Source organism: Photobacterium rosenbergii, assembly GCF_033022775.1.
Lineage (GTDB): Bacteria > Pseudomonadota > Gammaproteobacteria > Enterobacterales > Vibrionaceae > Photobacterium > Photobacterium rosenbergii_A.
This window is the reverse complement of the sequence record NZ_JAWJZI010000009.1, coordinates 44,804-65,312: the sequence shown is the minus strand read 5'-3', so window position 1 is coordinate 65,312 and position 20,509 is coordinate 44,804. Positions and strand designations below refer to the sequence as shown.

Genomic DNA, 20,509 nt, shown 5'->3' with positions numbered 1-20,509 from the left:
TTTCTAGGCACCGACTTCCCTACACCCTATGCAGAACAGAAGACCTTCGTGTGACCAACTGATTTTGCGTGGGCGTCATAAGAATATACGGAGATACCAGATGACCAAAATGGTTTTCAAGCCATGGGAAAAAGGGCTGACAAATATCCGCTTGGTCCCCAAGCTGTTATTGCTGATGGTGTTCAGTACCATCTTGCTGGTTGGCAAGCAGCTGTGGGATGCCGGCACCTTCTATCAATCGGTTGTGGATATCCAGCAAGACAGGGCGCAGGAGCAAGCTCAGGCAACCGCAGCGGTCATTCAGGCGCTGCCATCGGCGAGCCAGCAGGACGTTGTGCTGGTTGAACAGGTGGTTGCCGCGCAGGCGGCGGCCATGAACAGCGGCGCCTATGTCTATTTGGTCGAGCGCGGCAGTAACAAGGTTATCGGTCACCCGAGTGCCAGCGCTTTGTCAGGGCTGCAGGGAGAGATTGACAGCCAAGGCAGCCTTAACCGTGCCTTACAGCAACTGTCCGGGCAGGCTAGCCTGATTTTTTCTGATCAATCGCGCTTTGAGTATGCGGTTGAACTTCCTCGATTGAACTGGGTGGTGGTCGCATCGCAGCCTGCCTCGGAAGCCGACGCCTATTACCAGCAGTATCTTGTGCAGGTGGCGTGGCAAACGGCTTTGATGATCATTGCCTTTGTGGTGATTTTGCTAGGCGGCTCCCATGTCATGCTGCGCCAGACCCGATACCTGGCTGACAGTATTAAACGATTGGCTGCCCGGGATCTAACCCAACCAATAGTGATGGAGTGCCGTGACGAATACGGTGACCTGGCGAAAGAACTTGAGAAGACCCGTCTTCAGCTACGCGAGGTGATCAGTAACCAGCGCGATGCTGCCGGCGAGTTATCTGGCCTGGCTGAGGTTATGTCGATCAGTATGATTGAAACCAAGGAGTCGGCGCAGGAAGAGTTCAATGAGATTGACCAACTGGCGTCGGCGATGAGCGAAATGACCTCGACAGTGCAGACCGTTGCCGAGCATGCCCGAGAGGCGTCGAGCGCCACGGAAGGGACATCGGGTCAGGCGCTTCAGGGCCAGCAGTTCGTTTCCCAGACTATCGGTACCATCAACCAGTTGTCGCAGGATATCAGCCAGTCAGCCAATGCGGTCAACCAGGTGGAAGAGCGTGTTGAGCAGATTGGCACTGTGATTGTCACTATCCAGAGTATTTCCGAGCAAACTAACTTGCTGGCGCTTAATGCGGCTATTGAAGCAGCCCGTGCCGGTGATGCTGGGCGTGGCTTTGCCGTGGTGGCAGACGAGGTACGTAACTTAGCCCAACGCACCCAGACTGCAACGGTTGAGATCCAGGAAATGATCTCCCAGTTGCAAACCAGTGCCCAGCAGGCGGTGGGCTTGATGGAGCAGAGTGTGGTCGAAGCGGCCGAAGGGGTAGAGCTGGTCACCAGTGCCGGTGGTGAGCTGGATAAAATTGTTGAGCAGGTCAGCCTGATCAATGACATGAACTTCCAGATCGCATCGGCAGCCGAGCAACAAAGCACCGTCGCTGACGAGATGAACCAGAACCTGACCAATGTTCGCGAGCTGGTGGAAGCATCAGTCGTGGTGGTGACTGAGTTGTCGGAAACATCGGATGCGATGCAAAATCATGCCACTGAATTGGAAAAGAAAATCCAAGCCTTCAACGTTTAAATAAATCCACTTTTCCCCTTAAATCAACGCCCGCCTCGTGCGGGCGTTGTGCTATCGTAAGGACAATCAATACCCAGCCGGCCGGTATGGTTGGTAAATGAGGGTAGGTAAGACAACGGCATTTGAAAAGGAACCCCTATGACTGTGCAGGATCGCTTCCAAACCGCAATGGACAAGGCGTGGGACAAAGTAAGCAGTGCCCAATCGGATGCAATAGCCAACTGGCCACAGGATAAGCTTGACGAGCTCAAGCAGGCACTGGCCTACAGTGATTTTATTACCGCCTCGGTAGTGCGTGATGCTGCTTTGTTGCCGTGGTTAGCCCAGCATTTGGCTGACCCAACAAGAGCGGAAGACTATCGCTCTGACTTGGCTGGCGATCTGGCTAAAGTGAATGATGAAGCTGGAATGATGCGGGTGCTGCGTCAGTTCCGCCGCCGCGAAATGGTGTGGATAGCCTGGCGTGATTTTATCGGTCATAACTCTTTGGACTTAAGCCTCGGTCATCTTTCTATGCTGGCAGAGGCGATGATCATGGAAGCCTACAACTGGCTCTATGCGCAATGTTGCCGGGAGTGGGGCACGCCGATGAACAGTTGTGGTGAAGCCCAGCCGATGTTGATCCTCGGGATGGGCAAGCTCGGTGGCGGCGAACTCAATTTCTCGTCCGATATCGATTTGATCTTTACCTACCCGGAAAACGGCGAAACCCAAGGCGGACGCCGTAGCCTGGCCAATGCCCAGTTCTTTACCCGCTTGGGGCAACGTCTGATCAAGGCGCTCGATCAGCAGACCTTTGATGGTTTCTGCTACCGGGTCGATATGCGTCTGCGACCATTTGGTGATAGCGGCCCGTTGGTGATGAGCTATGCCGCGCTGGAAGATTACTACCAGGAGCAGGGGCGTGACTGGGAGCGCTATGCCATGATCAAGGCGCGGGTGATGGGGAAAGAAAGCTTCTCCCAGTACCAGGAATTGCGTCAGATGCTGCGGCCCTTTGTATTCCGTCGTTATATCGATTTCAGTGCCATCCAGTCATTGCGGCGGATGAAGGCGATGATCAGCAGCGAAGTGCGTCGCCGTGGCCTCACCAACAACATCAAACTCGGGCCGGGCGGGATCCGCGAAGTGGAGTTCATCGCCCAGTCATTTCAGTTGATCCGTGGTGGCCGTACGCCTGAGTTGCGGGGACGTGGTTTGCGCGAGACCCTTCAGGCGATAAGAGCACAAGGCTTGTTGCCATCTTTGCAAGTCGATGATCTCGAGCAGGGCTATGCGTTCTTGCGTAAACTGGAAAACCTGCTGCAGGCTATCGATGACAAGCAAACCCAAACCCTGCCGGACAAACCGCTTGATCAGTGCCGCTTGGCATTGGCGATGGGCTTTGCGGATTGGGAAGGGCTAGAGCAGGCTGTTGGCCACCATATGGCGGCAATCCATGCAGTGTTCGATGACATCATTGGCAGTGATGAAGAAGAGTCGCAAAGTGAAGCCACGGCCCAGTTCCATGAAATGTGGGCCATGATCAAAGATCCTGAAGTGGTAACCGCGATCCTTGCTGAGCTCAATGCACCGGAAGCTGACCGTCAACTTTCTGTGTTGACCAATATGAAAGCCGAGCTATCGAAGCGCACGCTTGGCCCCCGTGGCCGGGAAGTTCTCGCCAAGCTGATGCCCGCGGTACTGATGCTGATTGTAACCCGCGACGATGCCCCAGCAGTGCTGGAGCGGGTCAGCAAACTGATTGTCCGTATTGCAACCCGAACCACTTACCTCGAGCTGCTCAGCGAGCACCCGGCGGCACTCGAGCAGTTGGTGCGCCTGTGTGCGGCCAGCCCGATGGTTGCTACCCAGCTGGCGCAATATCCGATCTTGCTCGATGAGCTGCTTGATCCCCAGCACCTCTACAATCCGACGCCGCTTGAGCACTACGGTGACGAGCTGCGCGAATTCCTTGCCCGGATCCCGGAAGAGGACATGGAGCAGCAGATGGAGGCGATCCGCCAGTTCAAGCAGACTCAGCTGCTTCGTATCGCTGCGGCCGATATCGCCGGTGCACTGCCTTTGATGAAGGTCAGCGATCACCTGACCTACCTGTCAGAAGCCATAGTCGCCGCCGTGGTTAACCAAGCTTGGCTGCAGATGGTGGAAAAGTTCGGTGAGCCGGCACATTTGCTTGAGCGCAACGGGCGTGGATTTGCGGTCGTGGGCTACGGCAAAGTCGGTGGCTGGGAGCTCGGCTATGGCTCGGATTTGGATTTGGTGTTCCTGCACGACTGTCCGGATAACGTATATACCAATGGCCGCAAGGAAATAGACGGCAGGCAGTTCTATCTGCGCCTCGCCCAGCGTATTGTCCATTTGTTCTCTACCCGCACCGCTTCTGGGGTGCTATACGAAGTGGACGTGCGCTTGCGCCCATCCGGTGCTTCGGGGCTGCTGGTCAGTACCATGGAAGCGTTTGCCGATTACCAACAAAAAGAAGCCTGGACCTGGGAGCATCAAGCCTTGGTCAGGGCGAGAATGATTTATGGCGATGCCCCGTTGCAGCAGGCGTTTGCCGATGTGAGAAAATCCATTCTGATGTCCAGCAGAGAAGCCGAGCCGTTGCGCAAGGAAGTGGTCGAAATGCGCCACAAGATGCGCGATCACCTTGGTAGCAAGAAGGCCGGGATGTTCGGTCTCAAGCAGGACAAGGGCGGGATCACCGACATTGAGTTTCTGGCCCAGTACTTGGTGTTGCAGCATGCCGCCGAAGAGAAAGCGCTGACTCGCTGGTCGGACAATGTCCGCTTGTTCGATACCATGGCCGATTACGATATTTTGGCGCCGGAGCAAGCAATGAAGCTCAAGCAGGCCTATTGCGCGATGCGGGATGAAATCCATCGCCTGAGTTTGCTGGGGCTACCGGCCTATGTCGAAGAAGGACGTTTTGCTGATGAGCGCCAATGTGTACAGGCGATCTGGCAGTCATTGCTGGAGCCTGAAGTTTAATATTGGACTATGAAGGCGAGGACGGTTTCCCGCCCTTTGTGGTTGAATCACCGTTGAAATCCCCCGAGCAGATGCATGCCAATTTGGCTTTGTGTTAATATTTGGGGGTTATCACAATCCCGGAGAAAAAAATGAAACTGACTCTTCCTGATTATGATCAAGCAGGCGTGCTGGTCGTGGGTGATGTCATGCTGGATCGCTACTGGTATGGGCCGACAGGTCGTATTTCCCCTGAAGCCCCCGTTCCTGTAGTAAAAGTCGATCAGGTAGAGGAGCGTCCGGGTGGCGCGGCCAACGTGGCCATGAATATCGCCGCACTGGGCGGCCATGCCCGTTTGGTTGGACTGACCGGTATTGATGAACCAGCCCGTGCGTTGTCGGAAAAGCTTTCGTCATTGGATGTTCGCTGTGATTTTGTGACCCTGCCGGACTATCCAACCATTACCAAGCTACGAGTGATGAGCCGCGGTCAGCAGATGATCCGTTTGGACTTTGAAGAAGGTTTCCATAATGTGCCGGCGGATGTGATTTTGCCTCGTATGGAGCAGGCGCTGGCATCAAGCAAGGTCGTTGTGTTGTCGGATTATGCCAAGGGTGCCCTTGAGCATGTCCAGGCGATGATCCAGTTGGCACGTAAATCGGGTATTGCAGTGATGGTTGACCCGAAAGGGGCGGATTTCGAACGCTACCGTGGTGCCACACTGCTGACGCCGAACTTGTCAGAGTTCGAAGCGGTGGCGGGCAAAGCCCAGTCTGAAGAAGACTTGGTGGCAAAAGGCTTGGCATTGATCGAGCGTTTTGAGCTGGAAGCGCTATTGGTGACACGCAGTGAACACGGGATGACCCTGCTGCAAAAAGGCCAGGAGCCGCTGCACATGCCGACCCAGGCCAAAGAGGTCTATGATGTGACCGGTGCTGGTGATACGGTGATTTCTGTACTGGCAGCTTCACTGGCTGCAGGTAAATCACTGTCTGACTCTTGTAAACTGGCCAATGCGGCAGCTGGTGTCGTAGTGGGTAAACTGGGTACATCGACCTTGTCGACCATTGAATTGACCGAAGCGATTCATGGCAGCCAGGACAGCGGTTTTGGCGTGATCAGTGAAGCCCAGCTGAAACAAGCGGTTAAAGCAGCCCGTGCCCGAGGCGAGAAAGTGGTGATGACCAATGGTTGCTTCGACATCTTGCATGCCGGCCATGTTGCTTACCTCAATGAAGCAGCCAAACTTGGCGATCGCCTGATTGTCGCGGTGAACTCTGACAGTTCGGTACAGACGTTAAAAGGTCCAGGCCGTCCGGTTAACCCTGAAGATCGCCGTATGGCTGTATTGGCAGGTCTTGGTGCGGTTGATTGGGTAGTGCCGTTTAGCGAAGAAACCCCACAACGCTTGATCAGTGAGATTTTGCCCACCCTGCTGGTCAAAGGGGGGGATTACAAGCCGGAAGAGATCGCCGGTGGCCAAGAAGTGATTGCCGCTGGTGGTGAGGTTCGGGTGCTGAACTTCGAGGACGGTTGCTCGACCACAGAGATCATCGAAGCGATTAAAGGAGGGCGGGGCTAATAGGCCTTTTCTCTTGCCACAGACATTAAAAAAGCGCCGTCATTGCTGATGGCGCTTTTTTTATGCGTTTGCTAAAGCTGGGCTGCGATTACTTCGCTTTTACCAGACCTGCGTTAACGTCCAAGATATCTTGTTCGTTCAGTGAGCCAACGGCTTGTTTTAGCTGAAGCTGGCTGATGATGTAGTCGTAGCGGGCATTGGCCAGCTGACGGTTGGCATCATACAGGCGGCGAGTCGCATCCAGTACGTCAACAATGGTACGGGTACCGACATCGAAACCGGCTTCGGTCGCTTCTAGTGCAGACTGGGCAGAAACCACAGACTGCTGGTAAGCACGTAGAGCACCGATAGAAGCGTTGATGTTGTTGTAGAAGGCGCGAACGTCACGAACAACGCTGCGGTAAGAACCTTCCAGATCTTCACTCGCTGCCACATAGCCGTACTGAGCTTGTTTCACTTCCGAGGTTACACGGCCACCGGTGTAAACAGGTAGCGCCAAGTTGATACCTGCAGTTAGCGTACCGTCATCTGTTGTTGGCAGCTTGTCATCGTAATTGTAGCCAGCACTGAAAGACAGGGTCGGCAAATGACCGGATTCTGCTAGAGCGATTTGGTCGCGAGCGATATCCTGTGAGATACGGGAAGTCAGTAGGTTGAGGTTTTCAGTCTCAGCATCTGAAATCAGGCTCTCGACACGGGACTTAGGGGCGCTGGCACTGAAACGGCGGGTATCCAGCACGCTTAGGTTCGTATGCTCTTGGCCAGTGATTTCACGTAGGCCTTCGTAGCTGTTGGTCAGCGAGTTTTCTGCCAAAATTTCATCAGCCAGCACGCTGTCGTACTGTGCCTGGGCATCGTGCACATCGGTGATTGCTGACAGGCCAACTTCGAAACGCTGTTTGGTTTGCTCTAGCTGTCGGCCAACAGCGGCTTTTTCGGCACGGACGAATTCTAGATCATCCATTGCACGAAGCACGGCAAAGTAGGCATCAGAGACACGCAGGATCAGGCCTTGTTGAGTGGTGGCATAGAATGCATCACTCTGGCGCGCTACCTTCTCGCTGATATCAAGATTTACCCAGCTGGCACGGTTGTAGATAGACTGGTCTAGGCTAAGACCGCCGTTGAAACCATCGGCATCACCATCCATACGAGCGATGTTATAGCCAGCTGTAAGGTTAATCTGCGGTAGCAATGCGCTTCGGGTTGAATTGATCGTTTCGAACGCAGTGTCTTTATCGGCAGCCGCACGTAGCAGCTGGGGGTCATTTTGTTTTGCTTGTTGGTAGATTTCGGCGAGATCATCAGCCAGTGCAGTATGGCTAAGACCGCCAAGCGCAAAGCTAACAATAAGCGGAAGCAATTTTTTCATGTATGCCTTTCCTGGTCCTGACAAAAATAAGAGCAAGGCTCCAGTTTAACCTATGTTTCCTTGCCTGAAACTGATCATTGAACAATTTACTTTATTTTACGATATTTTACTGGATTAAATGTGATTTTAAGCTTTTCGTGGCGAAAAGCGACTTAAAAAAAATCACAATAATTGTCATAAATGTTGAATTAAATCATTGCTGATCCTTGGCGGGAATGGAATGATATATGCCTTCGTCGGCCGGAGGCCGTGTGAGTAAGGGCAAAAGGAATAAAAAACATGGCAAAAACAGGCGCTAAGCAAGTCGGACCTGGGCAGTTTTCTCGCGACGACGTTGAGGTCATCGCACAGGAGCCTCTGTACCAAGGTTTTTTTAGTATGGTGAAGTATCGCTTTCGCCATCGCTTGTTTGCAGGGGGCTGGAGCCAGCCACTGGACCGCGAAATGTTTGAGCGCGGCCATGCTGCAGCTATGTTGCCTTATGATCCCGTCACCGATCAGGTGGTGTTGGTTGAGCAGTTCCGGGTCGGGGCGATGGCAGCTGATTGTTCGCCATGGCAACTGGAGATTGTGGCCGGCATTATTGAGCCTGGTGAACAGGTAGATGATGTTGTCCGCCGAGAGTCAGTGGAAGAGGCGGGGGTTGAAGTCGGCCTGCTCCATAAAATTACCCGCTACCTGTCCAGCTCGGGCGGCTGTTCGGAAACATTGGATATTTATGTCGGTGAGGTGGATAGCACCACGGCAGAAGGTATCCATGGCCTGGAAGAGGAAGGCGAAGATATCAAAGTGCATGTGGTTTCTCGGGAAGAGGCTTACCAGTGGGTAGAATCTGGTAAAATTGAAAATGCAGCCTCGATCATTGCCCTGCAATGGTTGCAATTGAACTACACTCGGTTGCAGGCTGCCCGTTAGACAACCACACTCACTGAGGATACCGATTGAATAGAAGATACACTGTTGATTTTGCTGGTATCATGCGACTTTACGAAACTAACTATGCGAAGTTGCTCCCATTGCTGCCAAAAAGCGATCAGGTAGGGGACCAATGCATTTATTGTGTTTCGGAACAGGAATATCATCTGACCATTACTGAGTCGACCCGTTATACCACGGTGGTTGAAATACATCTCCAGGCAGAAGAATCGCTGCCGGATTACCTGATCCCGAAAATGACGATCAGGTTGTACCACGACGCCAGGGTCGCAGAAGTGTGTTCCGCTCAGCAGACTTCGCGTCTGAAGCCAAGGTATGATTACCCCAATATGCGGATGCATCAGAAAGATGAGAAGCATCAAGTTAACCGTTTTCTGGGAGACTGGTTGGCGTATTGCCTAAAAAACGGGATCAGCAGACAGTCGGTTTGTTAACAGAATCAGATAGACAAGGTTTTTGACGTTTTGCAGACTTTTACTCTGCCACAGACGAACCGCGATAGTGTGGTTCTCCTGCAAATTACCGATACCCACCTGTTTGCCGATGACGGCGGCAGTTTGTTGGGGGTCGCGACAAAAGACAGCTTTCATGCCGTATTGAATGCGGTAGATACTGCTGCACGCCCTTTTGACGCCATAGTGGCGACGGGCGACATTTCCCAAGACCATACCGAACATTCCTACCAGCGCTTTTGCGATGGTATCGCGCGCTGGCCGCAGCCCTGTTTCTGGCTGCCGGGTAACCATGATTACCAGCCTAGCATGCAGGCGGTGTTGCCGTCGCCGCAGATCAAGCCTTGCCATCAGGTACTGGCGGGTGACCACTGGCAGGTGATCCTGCTGGACAGCCAGGTCAAAGGGGTACCGCACGGTGAGCTGAGTCAGGATCAGCTCGAGATGCTAGACGCGTCTTTGTCGGCTCACCCAGAGCGCCATGCGTTGGTATTGTTGCACCATCACCCGCTACCGGCAGGTAGCACTTGGCTGGATCAGCATCAGCTGCACAACAGCGAACCGTTCTGGCAGGTTATTGGCCGTTATCCGCAGGTTAAGGCGATTTTGTGCGGGCATATCCACCAGGAGCTGGACCGAGTTCATCAGGATGTCAGGGTACTGGCGACACCGTCGACCTGTATCCAGTTCCAGCCTGATTCGCATGACTTTGCCTTGGATCAGAAAGGTCCGGGCTGGCGTTATCTGACATTGCACAGTGATGGACGCCTTGAAACAAAGGTCTATCGCTTGGAAGGCCATGACTTTACCCCGAATTTTGAATCAGCAGGTTACTAGATGAAGCCGTTGCTTTTGTATATCCACGGTTTCAATAGCTCGCCGAAATCCCTCAAGGCAACGATTATGGCGGAATACTGCCGCCTTGAGCGACCGGATATCCGGGTCGAGATCCCGCAGATGCCCTGCTATCCTGATCAGGCTGAAGAGTTTATTGATGAGCTGGTGCAATCATTGCGTCATGAATACCAGATAGGCTTGGTCGGCAGCTCGCTGGGGGGCTTTATCTCTACGTGGCTCAATGACCGTTATCAGCTTCCTGCGGTATTGGTTAATCCAGCGGTTAAACCTTACGAATTATTGCAGGATCACCTGGGTGAGCAGGAAAACCCTTATACCGGGGAGCGCTATTTCCTAGAGCCCAAACACATGGATGAACTGCGCCAGATGGATGTGGCCAAACTCCGCCACCCCGAGCAGCTATGGTTGCTCCAACAAGTAGGTGACGAGGTACTGGATTACCGCCAGGCTGTCGAGAAATACTCGGCCTGCCGGCAAACGGTTGAGCCCGATGGGGATCATAGTTTTGTCGGATTTGATCGTTACCCTGAACAAATCATTCAATTCCTGGGCTTGTAATACCTTCCGAGCACTTGTTGCTTGAGAGGAATTTGTCCCGACTTGGATCAAATTCGACTCACAATTGTGGGCCACATATTCGACCCTAGCTTGACATCCGAGCTGGGGTTACTGACTATTGTGGCAGAAATTTTTCCGTAACTTTCCGTAATTATGACAGAGCAAAGCTATAACGCTGGAGCCATTGAGGTTCTAAATGGCCTTGAGCCAGTACGCCGCCGTCCGGGGATGTATACCGACACGGTACGGCCTAACCACCTAGGCCAGGAAGTCATCGATAACAGTGTCGATGAAGCCTTGGCTGGCCATGCCCGCAAGGTAGAGGTCATTCTTCATGCGGATCAGTCACTGGAAGTGATTGATGACGGCCGGGGGATGCCGGTCGATATTCACCCGGAAGAAGGGGTGTCTGGGGTCGAGCTTATCCTATGTAAGCTTCACGCCGGTGGTAAATTCTCAGGCAAAAACTACCAGTTCTCCGGTGGTTTGCACGGGGTGGGTATCTCGGTGGTTAACGCCCTGTCGACCCGCGTCGAGGTCACGGTGAAACGTGATGGCCAGGTTTATCAAATTGCTTTTGAAAATGGCGACAAGGCCAGCGAGTTGGAAGTGATCGGCACCTGTGGCCGCCGTGCCAAGGGGACCAGTGTTCACTTCTGGCCGGATGCCAAATATTTCGACAGCCCGAAATTTTCTGTCTCTCGCCTGAAAAGTAACCTCAAGGCCAAGGCGGTGCTTTGCCCTGGGTTGGAAATTGTCTTTACCGACAAGACCAGCGATGAAACCTTCCGCTGGTGTTATGAAGACGGTTTGAAAGACTATCTGGCCGAGGGTGTCAAGGGGTATACCCTGTTGCCGGAAGAGCCGTTTACCGGTGTGTTCAGTGGCCAGACTGAAGCCGCTGACTGGGCATTGCTGTGGTTGCCGGAAGGCGGTGAGCTGATCACCGAAAGTTACGTCAACCTGATCCCTACCGCGCAAGGCGGTACCCACGTCAATGGTCTGCGTCAGGGCTTGCTCGATGCGATGCGAGAGTTCTGTGAGTTCCGCAACTTGCTGCCGCGTGGCGTGAAGCTGACTGCCGATGATATCTGGGACCGCTGTTCCTACGTGCTGTCGGTGAAGATGCAGGATCCGCAGTTTGCCGGCCAGACCAAAGAGCGCCTGTCATCACGCCAGTGCGCCGCGTTTGTTTCCGGGGTGGTCAAAGATGCCTTCAGCCTGTGGCTGAACGAGCGCCCGCAGATCGCCGAACAGTTGGCGGAAGTGTGTATTGCCAATGCCCACCGCCGGATGCGTGCCAGCAAGAAAGTGGTGCGCAAGAAGGTCGCTTCGGGCCCGGCACTTCCGGGCAAGCTGGCAGACTGTTCGCAGCAGGACTTGTCCCGTACCGAACTGTTCTTGGTCGAGGGTGACTCGGCGGGTGGTTCTGCCAAGCAGGCCCGTGACCGTGAGTACCAGGCCATCATGCCGCTGCGCGGTAAGATTCTGAATACTTGGGAAGTCTCTGCCGATCAGGTACTGGCTTCGCAGGAAGTCCATGATATTTCGGTGGCCTTGGGTATCGACCCGGACAGTGATGACTTGAGCGGTTTGCGCTACGGCAAGATCTGCGTCCTGGCCGATGCTGACTCGGATGGTTTGCATATTGCCACTCTGTTGTGCGCATTGTTTGTCCGTCACTTCGAATCTTTGGTGCGTGCTGGTCACGTCTATATTGCGATGCCGCCGCTGTACCGTATCGACCTTGGCAAGGAAGTTTACTATGCCCTGGATGACGCCGAGAAAGACGGCATTCTCGATCGCTTGAGCAACAAACGCGGCAAGGTCAATGTCCAGCGCTTCAAAGGTCTGGGTGAGATGAACCCGCTCCAGTTGCGTGAAACCACCATGGATCCGAATACCCGCCGTCTGGTTCAGCTGACTATCGACGACGATGAGCAGACCAACGAAATGATGGATATGCTGCTGGGCAAGAAGCGGGCGGAAGACCGCCGCCACTGGCTGCAGAGCAAAGGCGACATGGCCGAAGTGTGATTGATTGGGGCGGTTGGTCAATAAGCCTGCCAGTCGGCCCTACCTGATGATTTGATGGCCCGTGCGAAGATGCCCGGGCTGGAAACGTAAACGGAATACCCAACGATGACTGATGTCTCAATGGATGGCGTTGAACAGCTTCCGCTACGGAAGTTTACCGAAGATGCCTACCTCAATTACTCCATGTACGTGATCATGGATCGTGCCCTGCCGTTTATCGGCGATGGCCTCAAACCGGTACAGCGCCGTATTATCTATGCGATGTCCGAGCTGGGCCTGTCGGCAACCGCGAAATACAAGAAGTCAGCCCGTACCGTCGGTGATGTACTGGGTAAATACCACCCGCACGGCGACTCGGCGTGTTACGAAGCTATGGTTTTGATGGCACAGCCATTTTCCTACCGCTACCCGCTGGTTGACGGTCAGGGTAACTGGGGTGCACCGGACGATCCGAAATCTTTCGCGGCGATGCGTTATACCGAATCGCGCCTGTCGCGCTTCTCGGAAGTCCTGCTCAATGAGCTAGGACAGGGCACGGTTGACTGGGGGCTGAACTTCGATGGCACCATGAAAGAGCCGAAGATGCTGCCAGCTCGCTTGCCGCATATTTTGCTTAACGGTGTGACCGGTATTGCCGTTGGTATGGCTACCGATATCCCGCCGCACAATGCCCGTGAAGTGGCCAATGCGGCAGTACATCTTATCGAGAACCCGAAGGCAGAACTTGATGAGGTGATGGAATTCGTTCAGGGACCGGATTACCCGACCGAAGCGGAGATCATCACGTCGAAGACAGACCTGAAGAAGGTCTACCGAACAGGTCGCGGCAGTATCAAGATGCGTGCGGTCTGGCACAAGGAAAGCGGTGATATTGTGATCACGGCGCTGCCACACCAGGTGTCGGGCTCTAAGTTGCTTGAGCAGATCGCCAGCCAGATGCGTGCTAAGAAGCTGCCGATGGTAGAAGACTTGCGTGACGAGTCGGATCACGAGAACCCAACCCGTATCGTGATTGTACCGCGCTCTAACCGCGTGGACAGCGAGCAGCTGATGAACCACCTGTTTGCTTCTACCGACTTGGAAAAGAGCTTTCGCGTTAACCTCAACATGCTGGGCCTTGATGGCCGTCCGCAGGTTAAGGGGCTGGTGCAGATCATCTCGGAGTGGCTTGAATTCCGTCGTACAACCGTACGTCGCCGTTTGCAGCATCGCTTGGACAAGGTCAATGCCCGTTTGCATATCCTTGAGGGCTTGTTGGCAGCCTACCTGAACATTGATGAAGTTATCGAAATTATCCGCACCGAGGATGATCCGAAAGCCGAGCTGATGTCGCGTTTTGGCCTGTCTGCTATCCAGGCGGACGCAATCTTGGAGATCAAGCTTCGTCAGTTGGCCAAACTGGAAGAGATTAAGATCCGTGGCGAGCAGGATGAGTTGTCGAAAGAGCGCGATCACCTTGAGAAGCTACTGGGATCAGAGCGTCGCCTGAGCACTCTGATCAAGAAAGAAATCCTGGCTGATGCTGAGAAGTACGGTGATGACCGCCGCTCACCATTGGTAGAGCGTGAAGAAGCCAAGGCACTGACCGAGCGAGAGCTTATCCCATCGGAAGCGATCACTGTTGTATTATCGGAGAAAGGCTGGATCCGCCATGCTAAAGGTCATGAGGTTGACCCAACCTCATTGAGCTACAAGTCGGGGGATGGCTATTTGGCCCATGCTCGTGGTAAGAGCAATCAGCCAGCAGTTTTCCTCGGCTCGGATGGACGCAGCTATGCGCTTGAATCCCACTCCCTGCCATCGGCCCGTAGCCAGGGCGAGCCAATTACAGGCCGCTTGAACCTGACGCCGGGAAGCCAGGTTCGCCAGGTAATGATGGCCGATGATGATCAGCTATGGCTAATGGGCTCGGATGCCGGTTATGGCTTCATCTGTAAGTGCAGCGATATGGTGTCGAAGAACAAGAACGGTAAAGCCTTGTTGACGGTACCGGAAAAGGCCGAGGTGATGCAGCCTCAGTGCATTGCGGATTTGGAAAATGATGAGATCTTGGCCATCACCAATGAGGGCCGGATGTTGTTGTTCCCAATCAAGGAGCTGCCTCAGTTGGGTAAAGGTAAGGGTAACAAGATCATCAATATCCCGGCAGCCCGCTCTAAGGCTAGGGAAGAGTTCTTGTCCCAGTTGGTGGTACTGCCAAAAGGCAGCCATCTGACCTTGTATGCTGGCAAGCGTAAGCTGGGTCTTAAGCCGGCTGATTTGGATAACTTCCGTGGTGAGCGTGGCCGCCGTGGCAGTATGCTTCCTCGTGGCCTGCAGCGGGTGACGCGTTTTGAAATTGATGCTCCACAAGAGCCTGATGCTGAATAAGTTTGCTAAAGAAGCATGATGGAAGCCCTCCTGATGGAGGGCTTTTTATTGGGTGTTTTCCCGCAGTTCGGGGCAGAAAGAGGTAGGATGTGGTCTAATTTCTGCACATAAAAGGTGTTTTTTCCCGCAGCCTAAGTATACTAGCGAACGCTTGTACGCTGAGGAGAGTCTGATGTTGTTTCTATTGCGCATGATTGCTGTCGCAGTATTTGCTGTGTTCATGTTTGTATTTGGCTGTGGCTACTGTTTGCTCAGCCCTCGTAATCCCAAGAATGTTTATATCGTTGGTCGTCATTTCTGCAAGATGGCCCGTATCTTCGGCATTAAGCTGGAGCTTCGTTTCCCTGAGGGAGAGCAGCCAGTCCCAAGCGTATACCTGGCGAACCACCAGAATAACTACGATATGTTTACCGTATCAGGCGCTATTCAACCTCGTACCGTTACCGTGGGTAAGAAAAGCATTGCCTGGATGCCATTGTTTGGCCAGCTATACTGGCTCACCGGAAATATCTTGATTGACCGTGCCAACCGCAGCAAAGCGGTGGGAACCATTGGCCAGGTGATTGCGCAAATCAAAGAACGTAATGTCTCTATATGGATGTTCCCGGAAGGTACCCGTTCGCGCGGCCGTGGTTTGTTGCCGTTTAAAACCGGCGCTTTTCATGCCGCTATCGGCGCTGGTGTTCCGGTGGTGCCGATTGTGTGTAGTAGCACAGAAAATGTTAAACTAAACAAATGGGACAACGGTGTGGTGATCGTTGAAATGTTACCACCTGTACTGGTAGATGGGCTGACCAAAGAAGATGTCCGTCAGTTGTCGAATCAGTGTCGTGATCTGATGGCGGCGAAATTGGAAGAGCTCAATGCAGAAGCGGACAGCCGCTCAGCACGTTAACTAACCAGCACTCTTGCCATTGTGTGAATGATTAAGGACATGCCCCAGCGTGTCCTTTTTGTTTTTTGTGTAGTTGAAGAACCATGATTGAAGAACAGGTTATATTAGTCGATCCGCAGGGCAGGGAGCTTGGCGTTGAGGAAAAAATGCAGGCGCACCGGGACGGTGTATTGCATTTGGCCTTTTCGGTCTTGCTGTACCGCGACGGTGATAACGAGCGGGAATTCCTGATGCAGCAGCGCGCTTTGGGTAAGTATCACAGTGGTGGGCTGTGGACTAACACCTGCTGTTCGCATCCTCGCAGAGAGGAAACCATGGAACAGGCTGGGATCCGCCGCTTGGCTGAGGAAATGGGCATCGTCGATATCCGTGCATTGTCAGATGTCGCCAGCTTCGTTTATCACGCCGAGCTGGACAATGACTTGATCGAACACGAATTGGATCATGTGTTGGTCGCTGAGGCTGCCAATATCGCGATCACGCCCAATCTCAATGAGGTCTTAACCTACCGTTGGTGGACGCAAAGTGAACTTCAGGTGGCCTTGGACCAAGAACCTGAACGTTTTACCGCTTGGTTTCCGCAGGTGTTGGCACTGACCTTGGCAAATGCTTGACGATAAAGACAAAAACAAAAAAAAGCTGCCAAAGGCAGCTTTTTTTGTGTAGCGAGCCGAGGGCAATTACTTGCGAACGGCGATCGCTTCGATTTCAATTTTTACGTCTTTTGGCAGGCGAGCTACTTCAACGCAAGAGCGAGCTGGATATGGTGCATTGTGCTCGTCGAAGAACTGGCCGTATACCTCGTTAACGGTACCGAAGTCATTCAGATCTTTTACGAAAACCGTCATTTTTACGATGTCAGCCACTTTCAGGCCAGAAGACTCAACCACAGCCTTAACGTTTTCCAGTGACTGGCGAGCTTGCTCAGCGATATCGTCAGACACTTCACCGGTTTGAGGGTTCACTGGGATCTGACCAGAAGTCAGAACCATGTTACCTAGGTCAACACCCTGTACATAAGGGCCGATTGCAGCTGGAGCCTGCTCTGTGTGAAGTACTTGAGTCATTACTTGTCCTTACTAAAATATTTGTAGGTCATCGTTAGAGGTCTAGTTTGCAACCCAATGGCGAAGAGGTCAAAGGGTTTCAGATAGGCTGGGCAAAAAGACAGCACGGATATGCTTAGGCTGGGATCCCGAGCCTTGCCTTGACCACCTTCTCGCACTCATCGATGCGGCTAATGTCCTTCGGTGCCACCATCACGGTATCATTACCGCCTACAGTTCCGAGGATCTCGGCATGGGGCTGGATGTCGATTAGCCTGGCGACCAGCTGGGCGCCGCCTGGGTGGGTTTTCACCACGACAACCAACTGGTTGTGGGTAATAAACTCAATCTGTGAAGCGATAGAAGAGCCGACCTGTACCGGCTCGCTTTCCACGGTCAGGCAATAGACCTTCTTGCCGTAGGCGTTGGGCACTTTAGCGACGCCCAGCCTTGAAAGCAGGCGGGACACTGTCGATTGGCTCACATCTTCAAAACCCATTGCGATAAGCTGCTTGCGGATATCATCTTGGGTTGAAAAGCTCTGTTGCTGCAATAGTCGTTTGCAGGCGGAAGTGATGCTTTCTTCTTGACAGAAAGCGTCCATCGCTCCGTGCATACTGTATCCACTCACGGGCAACTCCTTGTTATTCTGTTGGGTCTTTGATCGTATCTCGTTAGCAGCCTTCGCCCCGTCTGATTTGTCTGGAAGTCTGTGCTTCTTATCGGCGCGATACAATGGCTACCCTGTCGCAAGATATAATGCCTCGGTTGCATAATCTTGCAAGGGCATCATATCAACAATACCAGAGTAATTTATTGACCCCTATCACCAAAACAAAACGCCATCTATTTGGTTAGAATGAGGAATTATATCCCGACTGATCAAGTAGGGTCCGAGGATTTAACTTGACCGATGGCTTGGACTGGTTAGCGGCAACACCATCATTTTCCTCGGGAATATTCAGGCCAGATAAATTATTCGGAGTATCAGTGCTGTACTGGGTGACTGGCATGAAGGTGCGCCTCTGCGTGTTGCCCGCTGTTGCCTGTGTGTTGTTGTTGGCGATTTGAATGGTTTCAGTATCTTGGCGGTTGAGTGCGGCGACGTAGTTCGACACACTGATGCCGGCAAGCTCGGAACTGGCTGATTTCACTTCGATACCCAGTGCATCTAGCCAGTCGAAAATCAGCGGTGAGGGGACAAACTGGCTATACCGGGTTGCAGGTCTCAGGTTTTGCAGATCTTCCGGATTATTGACAATAGCGACTGTGATACCTGCGATTTCACCTTCTTCGTTAAATACCGGCCCACCGCTCATGCCCGACATGACAGGGGCGTCACTGAGGGAATAGAGGCAGTCGGTATTGGTGTCGACCACGTCCTGTAGGTATTTGCCCTCACCGCTGACGGTGGTGCCCACTAATGAATGGCCGTGGTGGATCACCGATTGGTCGGGGTAGATCAGCCCCCAGGTTGGCTGGGCGCTGGACTTGCGTGGGATCAGGGCCAAGTCGCAGGCCGGGTGGTAAATGACCCCTGCATCCCAAGAAAGTTGGGCGACATGCTTGGCTGTTATCATGTAGTCATCATTGACGGGAACGGCAGAGCCGAAACCGCCCATTAGCATTGGAACACCAATCACCACCATTTCATTGGCGGAGTGCTGGTAGGTTTGTTGGACGGGCCCATTACTGGAAATACAGCCGGATAAAAAGACGCAAGCAATGATGATGTGACAGGGTCGGATAAGCAGGCACCAGACTGCTCTGATAAGGTGCGCAAGTTTTTTCATTCCACTAGCCTTTTATTGTTTTTGTATTGCCGGCACACGGGGCCGAAAACTTAAAGGTAGTGAGGAAGGTGGGAGTGTTCTTTGCCGCAAATGAGAATAAAAAAGCCTGCTCAACTTTGAGCAGGCTTTCTTTTTCCTAGGGCAGGAAATGTCGCAATTGAGACATTTTTCAGCTGGTTAGCGCAGCACTTCTTACGTCGTTTAGTTGCTCTCTGTCACGATTTCGCGCGAGAACACTTTTTCGCAGTACTTACACTTGAGCTGGATATCTTCTTTCTTGGTAATAACCTTGAAGCTGCTGTCGACCGGCTCGCCGTGTGAAATACAGTTGGTGTTCGGGCATTTGAACACCGCATTGATTTGCTCTGGCAGGGTCAGGTTCAGCTTCTTCACGACTTCGTAGTTTTCGATCTGGTTCACTGTCGCCTGTGGTGCATACAGGGCCAGCTGGCTTGCTTGCTCTTCGCTGATGAAGATGTTTTCAATTTTGATCAGATCTTTCGCACCCAGCGCCGAAGACGGCAGGTTGAGACCCACGGTGACGCGCTGGTTGGTTTTGTGCATCTTGAACAGCTTCAGTACCTTGAAGCCAATGTTCGCAGGAATGTGGTCGATCACTGAGCCGTTTTTGATCGCTTCGACCTGTAGTTGTGTTTCCTTCGCCATTATTTTCTCTCCTGCTTAGATTGCTTCGTTAAGGACCAGTGCCAATAGGGCTTCACGTGCGTACACACCGTTTTCTGCTTGCTGGAAGAAGTAAGCATGCTTGGTCTTGTCGACGTCGGTAGTGATTTCGTCAATACGCGGTAGCGGGTGCAGTACTTTCATGTTGTCGCGCGCTTCGGCCAGCATTGGTGCGGTAAGGATGTAAGCGGCCTTCATGTGGGCGTACTCAGACTCGTCGAAGCGTTCTTTCTGGACGCGGGTCATGTACAGGATATCCAGCTCAGGGATCACTTCTTCCATCGCGCTGTGCACGCTGTAAGTGATGCCGGCTTCGTCCAGCTCTTCGCAGATGTAATCTGGCATCGCCAAGACTTCAGGGGCGATGAAGAAGAACTTCACGTTGTTGAACTTGGCTAGCGCCTGGGTCAGGGAGTGAACCGTGCGGCCGTATTTCAAGTCGCCGACGAACGCGACGTTCAGGTTATCCAGCGTGCCCTGGGTTTCGTAGATGGTGAACAGGTCCAGCAGGGTCTGGGTAGGGTGTTGGTTGGCACCGTCGCCACCGTTGATGATAGGTACGCCGTTGGAGAACTCAGAGGCTAGGCGGGCTGCCCCTTCCTGTGGATGGCGCATGACGAAGGCATCAACATAGGATGTAATGACCTGTACCGAGTCGGCGAGGGTTTCACCTTTCTTCGCCAGTGATGTGTTACCACCGTTGTCAAAGCCAATCACAGTCCCCCCCAGGCGCTGGATAGCTGTCTCGAAAGACAGGCGGGTACGGGTAGATGGCTCGAAGAAACAGCTTGCAACAACCTTGTTCTTCAGAAGTTCAGGGTTCGGCTCGGCTTTCAGTTTGCCAGCAGTCTCGACAACTAGCTCAAGCTCACTACGGCTCAGTTCCGGAATGGAAATGATGTGCTTTTGAAACAGCGAATTCGCCATGGCTTCTCTTCCCTTTTAATTACGATGATGAACGACAGGTGCCGGCTGGTGTGGACAGCAGGCAAAAAAAAGCCCCCTTAAAAAAGGAGGCTCTTTTTACAAAAACAGGAAAAACAAAAAACGGCGCTTCCGCCGAAAATCGGCGAAGGGTCATCAGGTTTAGCTGAAAAGACGGGCGCATTTTTTATCTCTCTCTAGACAAATTGCGAAGGATTATACCCCCATTTTTAGCGAACGCAAGCGTTTGCCTAAAGTATTCATTTGGCGGAATTTTATGCACTTTTCAAGGGTGTTTCACGGGCTAGAAATGGCGCTCTAACCCT

Annotated in this window: 17 protein-coding genes; 11 read left to right on the top strand and 6 right to left on the bottom strand. The window is 53.0% G+C overall.

The window, feature by feature from the left end; genetic code table 11:
• The first annotated feature begins 100 nt into the window (after positions 1–100).
• The 3 genes from R2X38_RS18655 to hldE all read left to right on the top strand — a co-directional run bounded on the left by R2X38_RS18655 (position 101) and on the right by hldE (position 6,258).
• The gene (locus tag R2X38_RS18655; RefSeq protein ID WP_317523834.1) at positions 101–1,702 is read left to right on the top strand and encodes a methyl-accepting chemotaxis protein; all 1,602 of its coding nucleotides are present in this window, start codon (positions 101–103) and stop codon (positions 1,700–1,702) included.
• 138 nt (positions 1,703–1,840) lie between these two features.
• A complete protein-coding gene (gene glnE, locus R2X38_RS18650) occupies positions 1,841–4,696 on the top strand; it encodes a bifunctional [glutamate--ammonia ligase]-adenylyl-L-tyrosine phosphorylase/[glutamate--ammonia-ligase] adenylyltransferase (protein ID WP_317523833.1) in 2,856 nt (951 codons plus the stop codon).
• A 131-nt stretch (positions 4,697–4,827) separates the two neighbouring features.
• The gene (gene hldE, locus R2X38_RS18645; RefSeq protein WP_317523832.1) at positions 4,828–6,258 is read left to right on the top strand and encodes a bifunctional D-glycero-beta-D-manno-heptose-7-phosphate kinase/D-glycero-beta-D-manno-heptose 1-phosphate adenylyltransferase HldE; all 1,431 of its coding nucleotides are present in this window, start codon (positions 4,828–4,830) and stop codon (positions 6,256–6,258) included.
• Between the two features lie 88 nt (positions 6,259–6,346).
• Here the strand turns inward: hldE and tolC are convergent, their stop codons facing one another.
• On the bottom strand, positions 6,347–7,630 hold the full coding sequence (gene tolC, locus R2X38_RS18640) for an outer membrane channel protein TolC (RefSeq protein ID WP_317523831.1): 1,284 nt from the start codon (positions 7,628–7,630) through the stop codon (positions 6,347–6,349).
• Between the two features lie 279 nt (positions 7,631–7,909).
• Here tolC and nudF point away from each other — a divergent pair, with 279 nt between their 5' ends.
• From nudF to idi, 8 genes are all read left to right on the top strand, one after another.
• Positions 7,910–8,545, top strand: coding sequence for an ADP-ribose diphosphatase (gene nudF, locus R2X38_RS18635; protein ID WP_317523830.1), 636 nt, complete (start codon positions 7,910–7,912; stop codon positions 8,543–8,545).
• Positions 8,546–8,571: 26 nt separating this feature from the next.
• On the top strand, positions 8,572–9,000 hold the full coding sequence (locus R2X38_RS18630) for a DUF1249 family protein (protein WP_317523829.1): 429 nt from the start codon (positions 8,572–8,574) through the stop codon (positions 8,998–9,000).
• Positions 9,001–9,030: 30 nt separating this feature from the next.
• Positions 9,031–9,855, top strand: coding sequence for a 3',5'-cyclic-AMP phosphodiesterase (gene cpdA / locus R2X38_RS18625; RefSeq protein ID WP_317523828.1), 825 nt, complete (start codon positions 9,031–9,033; stop codon positions 9,853–9,855).
• Positions 9,856–10,434 (top strand): esterase YqiA, encoded by a 579-nt coding sequence (yqiA, locus tag R2X38_RS18620; protein WP_317523827.1) that lies wholly within the window; start codon positions 9,856–9,858, stop codon positions 10,432–10,434.
• 153 nt (positions 10,435–10,587) lie between these two features.
• Positions 10,588–12,471, top strand: coding sequence for a DNA topoisomerase IV subunit B (parE, locus tag R2X38_RS18615; RefSeq protein ID WP_317523826.1), 1,884 nt, complete (start codon positions 10,588–10,590; stop codon positions 12,469–12,471).
• A gap of 105 nt (positions 12,472–12,576) precedes the next feature.
• The gene (parC, locus tag R2X38_RS18610) at positions 12,577–14,841 is read left to right on the top strand and encodes a DNA topoisomerase IV subunit A (RefSeq protein ID WP_317523825.1); all 2,265 of its coding nucleotides are present in this window, start codon (positions 12,577–12,579) and stop codon (positions 14,839–14,841) included.
• A gap of 172 nt (positions 14,842–15,013) precedes the next feature.
• Positions 15,014–15,736, top strand: coding sequence for a 1-acylglycerol-3-phosphate O-acyltransferase (locus R2X38_RS18605; protein WP_317523824.1), 723 nt, complete (start codon positions 15,014–15,016; stop codon positions 15,734–15,736).
• Between the two features lie 83 nt (positions 15,737–15,819).
• Positions 15,820–16,350, top strand: a complete 531-nt coding sequence (gene idi / locus R2X38_RS18600; protein ID WP_317523823.1) for an isopentenyl-diphosphate Delta-isomerase — start codon at positions 15,820–15,822, stop codon at positions 16,348–16,350.
• A gap of 66 nt (positions 16,351–16,416) precedes the next feature.
• On the opposite strand, the gene R2X38_RS18595 is transcribed toward idi, so the two are convergent.
• The 5 genes from R2X38_RS18595 to pyrB all read right to left on the bottom strand — a co-directional run bounded on the left by R2X38_RS18595 (position 16,417) and on the right by pyrB (position 20,186).
• On the bottom strand, positions 16,417–16,803 hold the full coding sequence (locus R2X38_RS18595) for an enamine/imine deaminase (RefSeq protein ID WP_317523822.1): 387 nt from the start codon (positions 16,801–16,803) through the stop codon (positions 16,417–16,419).
• A 115-nt stretch (positions 16,804–16,918) separates the two neighbouring features.
• A complete protein-coding gene (locus R2X38_RS18590) occupies positions 16,919–17,398 on the bottom strand; it encodes an arginine repressor (RefSeq protein WP_317523911.1) in 480 nt (159 codons plus the stop codon).
• Between the two features lie 238 nt (positions 17,399–17,636).
• Complete coding sequence (locus tag R2X38_RS18585) at positions 17,637–18,575, bottom strand: serine protease (protein ID WP_317523821.1); 939 nt, start codon at positions 18,573–18,575, stop codon at positions 17,637–17,639.
• A 201-nt stretch (positions 18,576–18,776) separates the two neighbouring features.
• Positions 18,777–19,241 carry an aspartate carbamoyltransferase regulatory subunit gene (pyrI, locus tag R2X38_RS18580; protein ID WP_317523820.1) on the bottom strand — a complete coding sequence of 155 codons (465 nt, stop codon included), beginning with the start codon at positions 19,239–19,241 and terminating at the stop codon, positions 18,777–18,779.
• A gap of 15 nt (positions 19,242–19,256) precedes the next feature.
• Positions 19,257–20,186 (bottom strand): aspartate carbamoyltransferase, encoded by a 930-nt coding sequence (gene pyrB / locus R2X38_RS18575; RefSeq protein ID WP_317523819.1) that lies wholly within the window; start codon positions 20,184–20,186, stop codon positions 19,257–19,259.
• Positions 20,187–20,509 lie beyond the last annotated feature (323 nt).

Coding starts and splice junctions, on each gene's coding strand:
- R2X38_RS18655 (WP_317523834.1), top strand. CDS start 101: ATGACCAAAATGGTTTTCAAGCCATGGGAAAAAGGGCTGACAAATATC.
- glnE (WP_317523833.1), top strand. CDS start 1,841: ATGACTGTGCAGGATCGCTTCCAAACCGCAATGGACAAGGCGTGGGAC.
- hldE (WP_317523832.1), top strand. CDS start 4,828: ATGAAACTGACTCTTCCTGATTATGATCAAGCAGGCGTGCTGGTCGTG.
- tolC (WP_317523831.1), bottom strand. CDS start 7,630: ATGAAAAAATTGCTTCCGCTTATTGTTAGCTTTGCGCTTGGCGGTCTT.
- nudF (WP_317523830.1), top strand. CDS start 7,910: ATGGCAAAAACAGGCGCTAAGCAAGTCGGACCTGGGCAGTTTTCTCGC.
- yqiA (WP_317523827.1), top strand. CDS start 9,856: ATGAAGCCGTTGCTTTTGTATATCCACGGTTTCAATAGCTCGCCGAAA.
- parE (WP_317523826.1), top strand. CDS start 10,588: ATGACAGAGCAAAGCTATAACGCTGGAGCCATTGAGGTTCTAAATGGC.
- parC (WP_317523825.1), top strand. CDS start 12,577: ATGACTGATGTCTCAATGGATGGCGTTGAACAGCTTCCGCTACGGAAG.
- R2X38_RS18605 (WP_317523824.1), top strand. CDS start 15,014: ATGTTGTTTCTATTGCGCATGATTGCTGTCGCAGTATTTGCTGTGTTC.
- idi (WP_317523823.1), top strand. CDS start 15,820: ATGATTGAAGAACAGGTTATATTAGTCGATCCGCAGGGCAGGGAGCTT.
- R2X38_RS18595 (WP_317523822.1), bottom strand. CDS start 16,803: ATGACTCAAGTACTTCACACAGAGCAGGCTCCAGCTGCAATCGGCCCT.
- R2X38_RS18590 (WP_317523911.1), bottom strand. CDS start 17,398: ATGCACGGAGCGATGGACGCTTTCTGTCAAGAAGAAAGCATCACTTCC.
- R2X38_RS18585 (WP_317523821.1), bottom strand. CDS start 18,575: ATGAAAAAACTTGCGCACCTTATCAGAGCAGTCTGGTGCCTGCTTATC.
- pyrI (WP_317523820.1), bottom strand. CDS start 19,241: ATGGCGAAGGAAACACAACTACAGGTCGAAGCGATCAAAAACGGCTCA.
- pyrB (WP_317523819.1), bottom strand. CDS start 20,186: ATGGCGAATTCGCTGTTTCAAAAGCACATCATTTCCATTCCGGAACTG.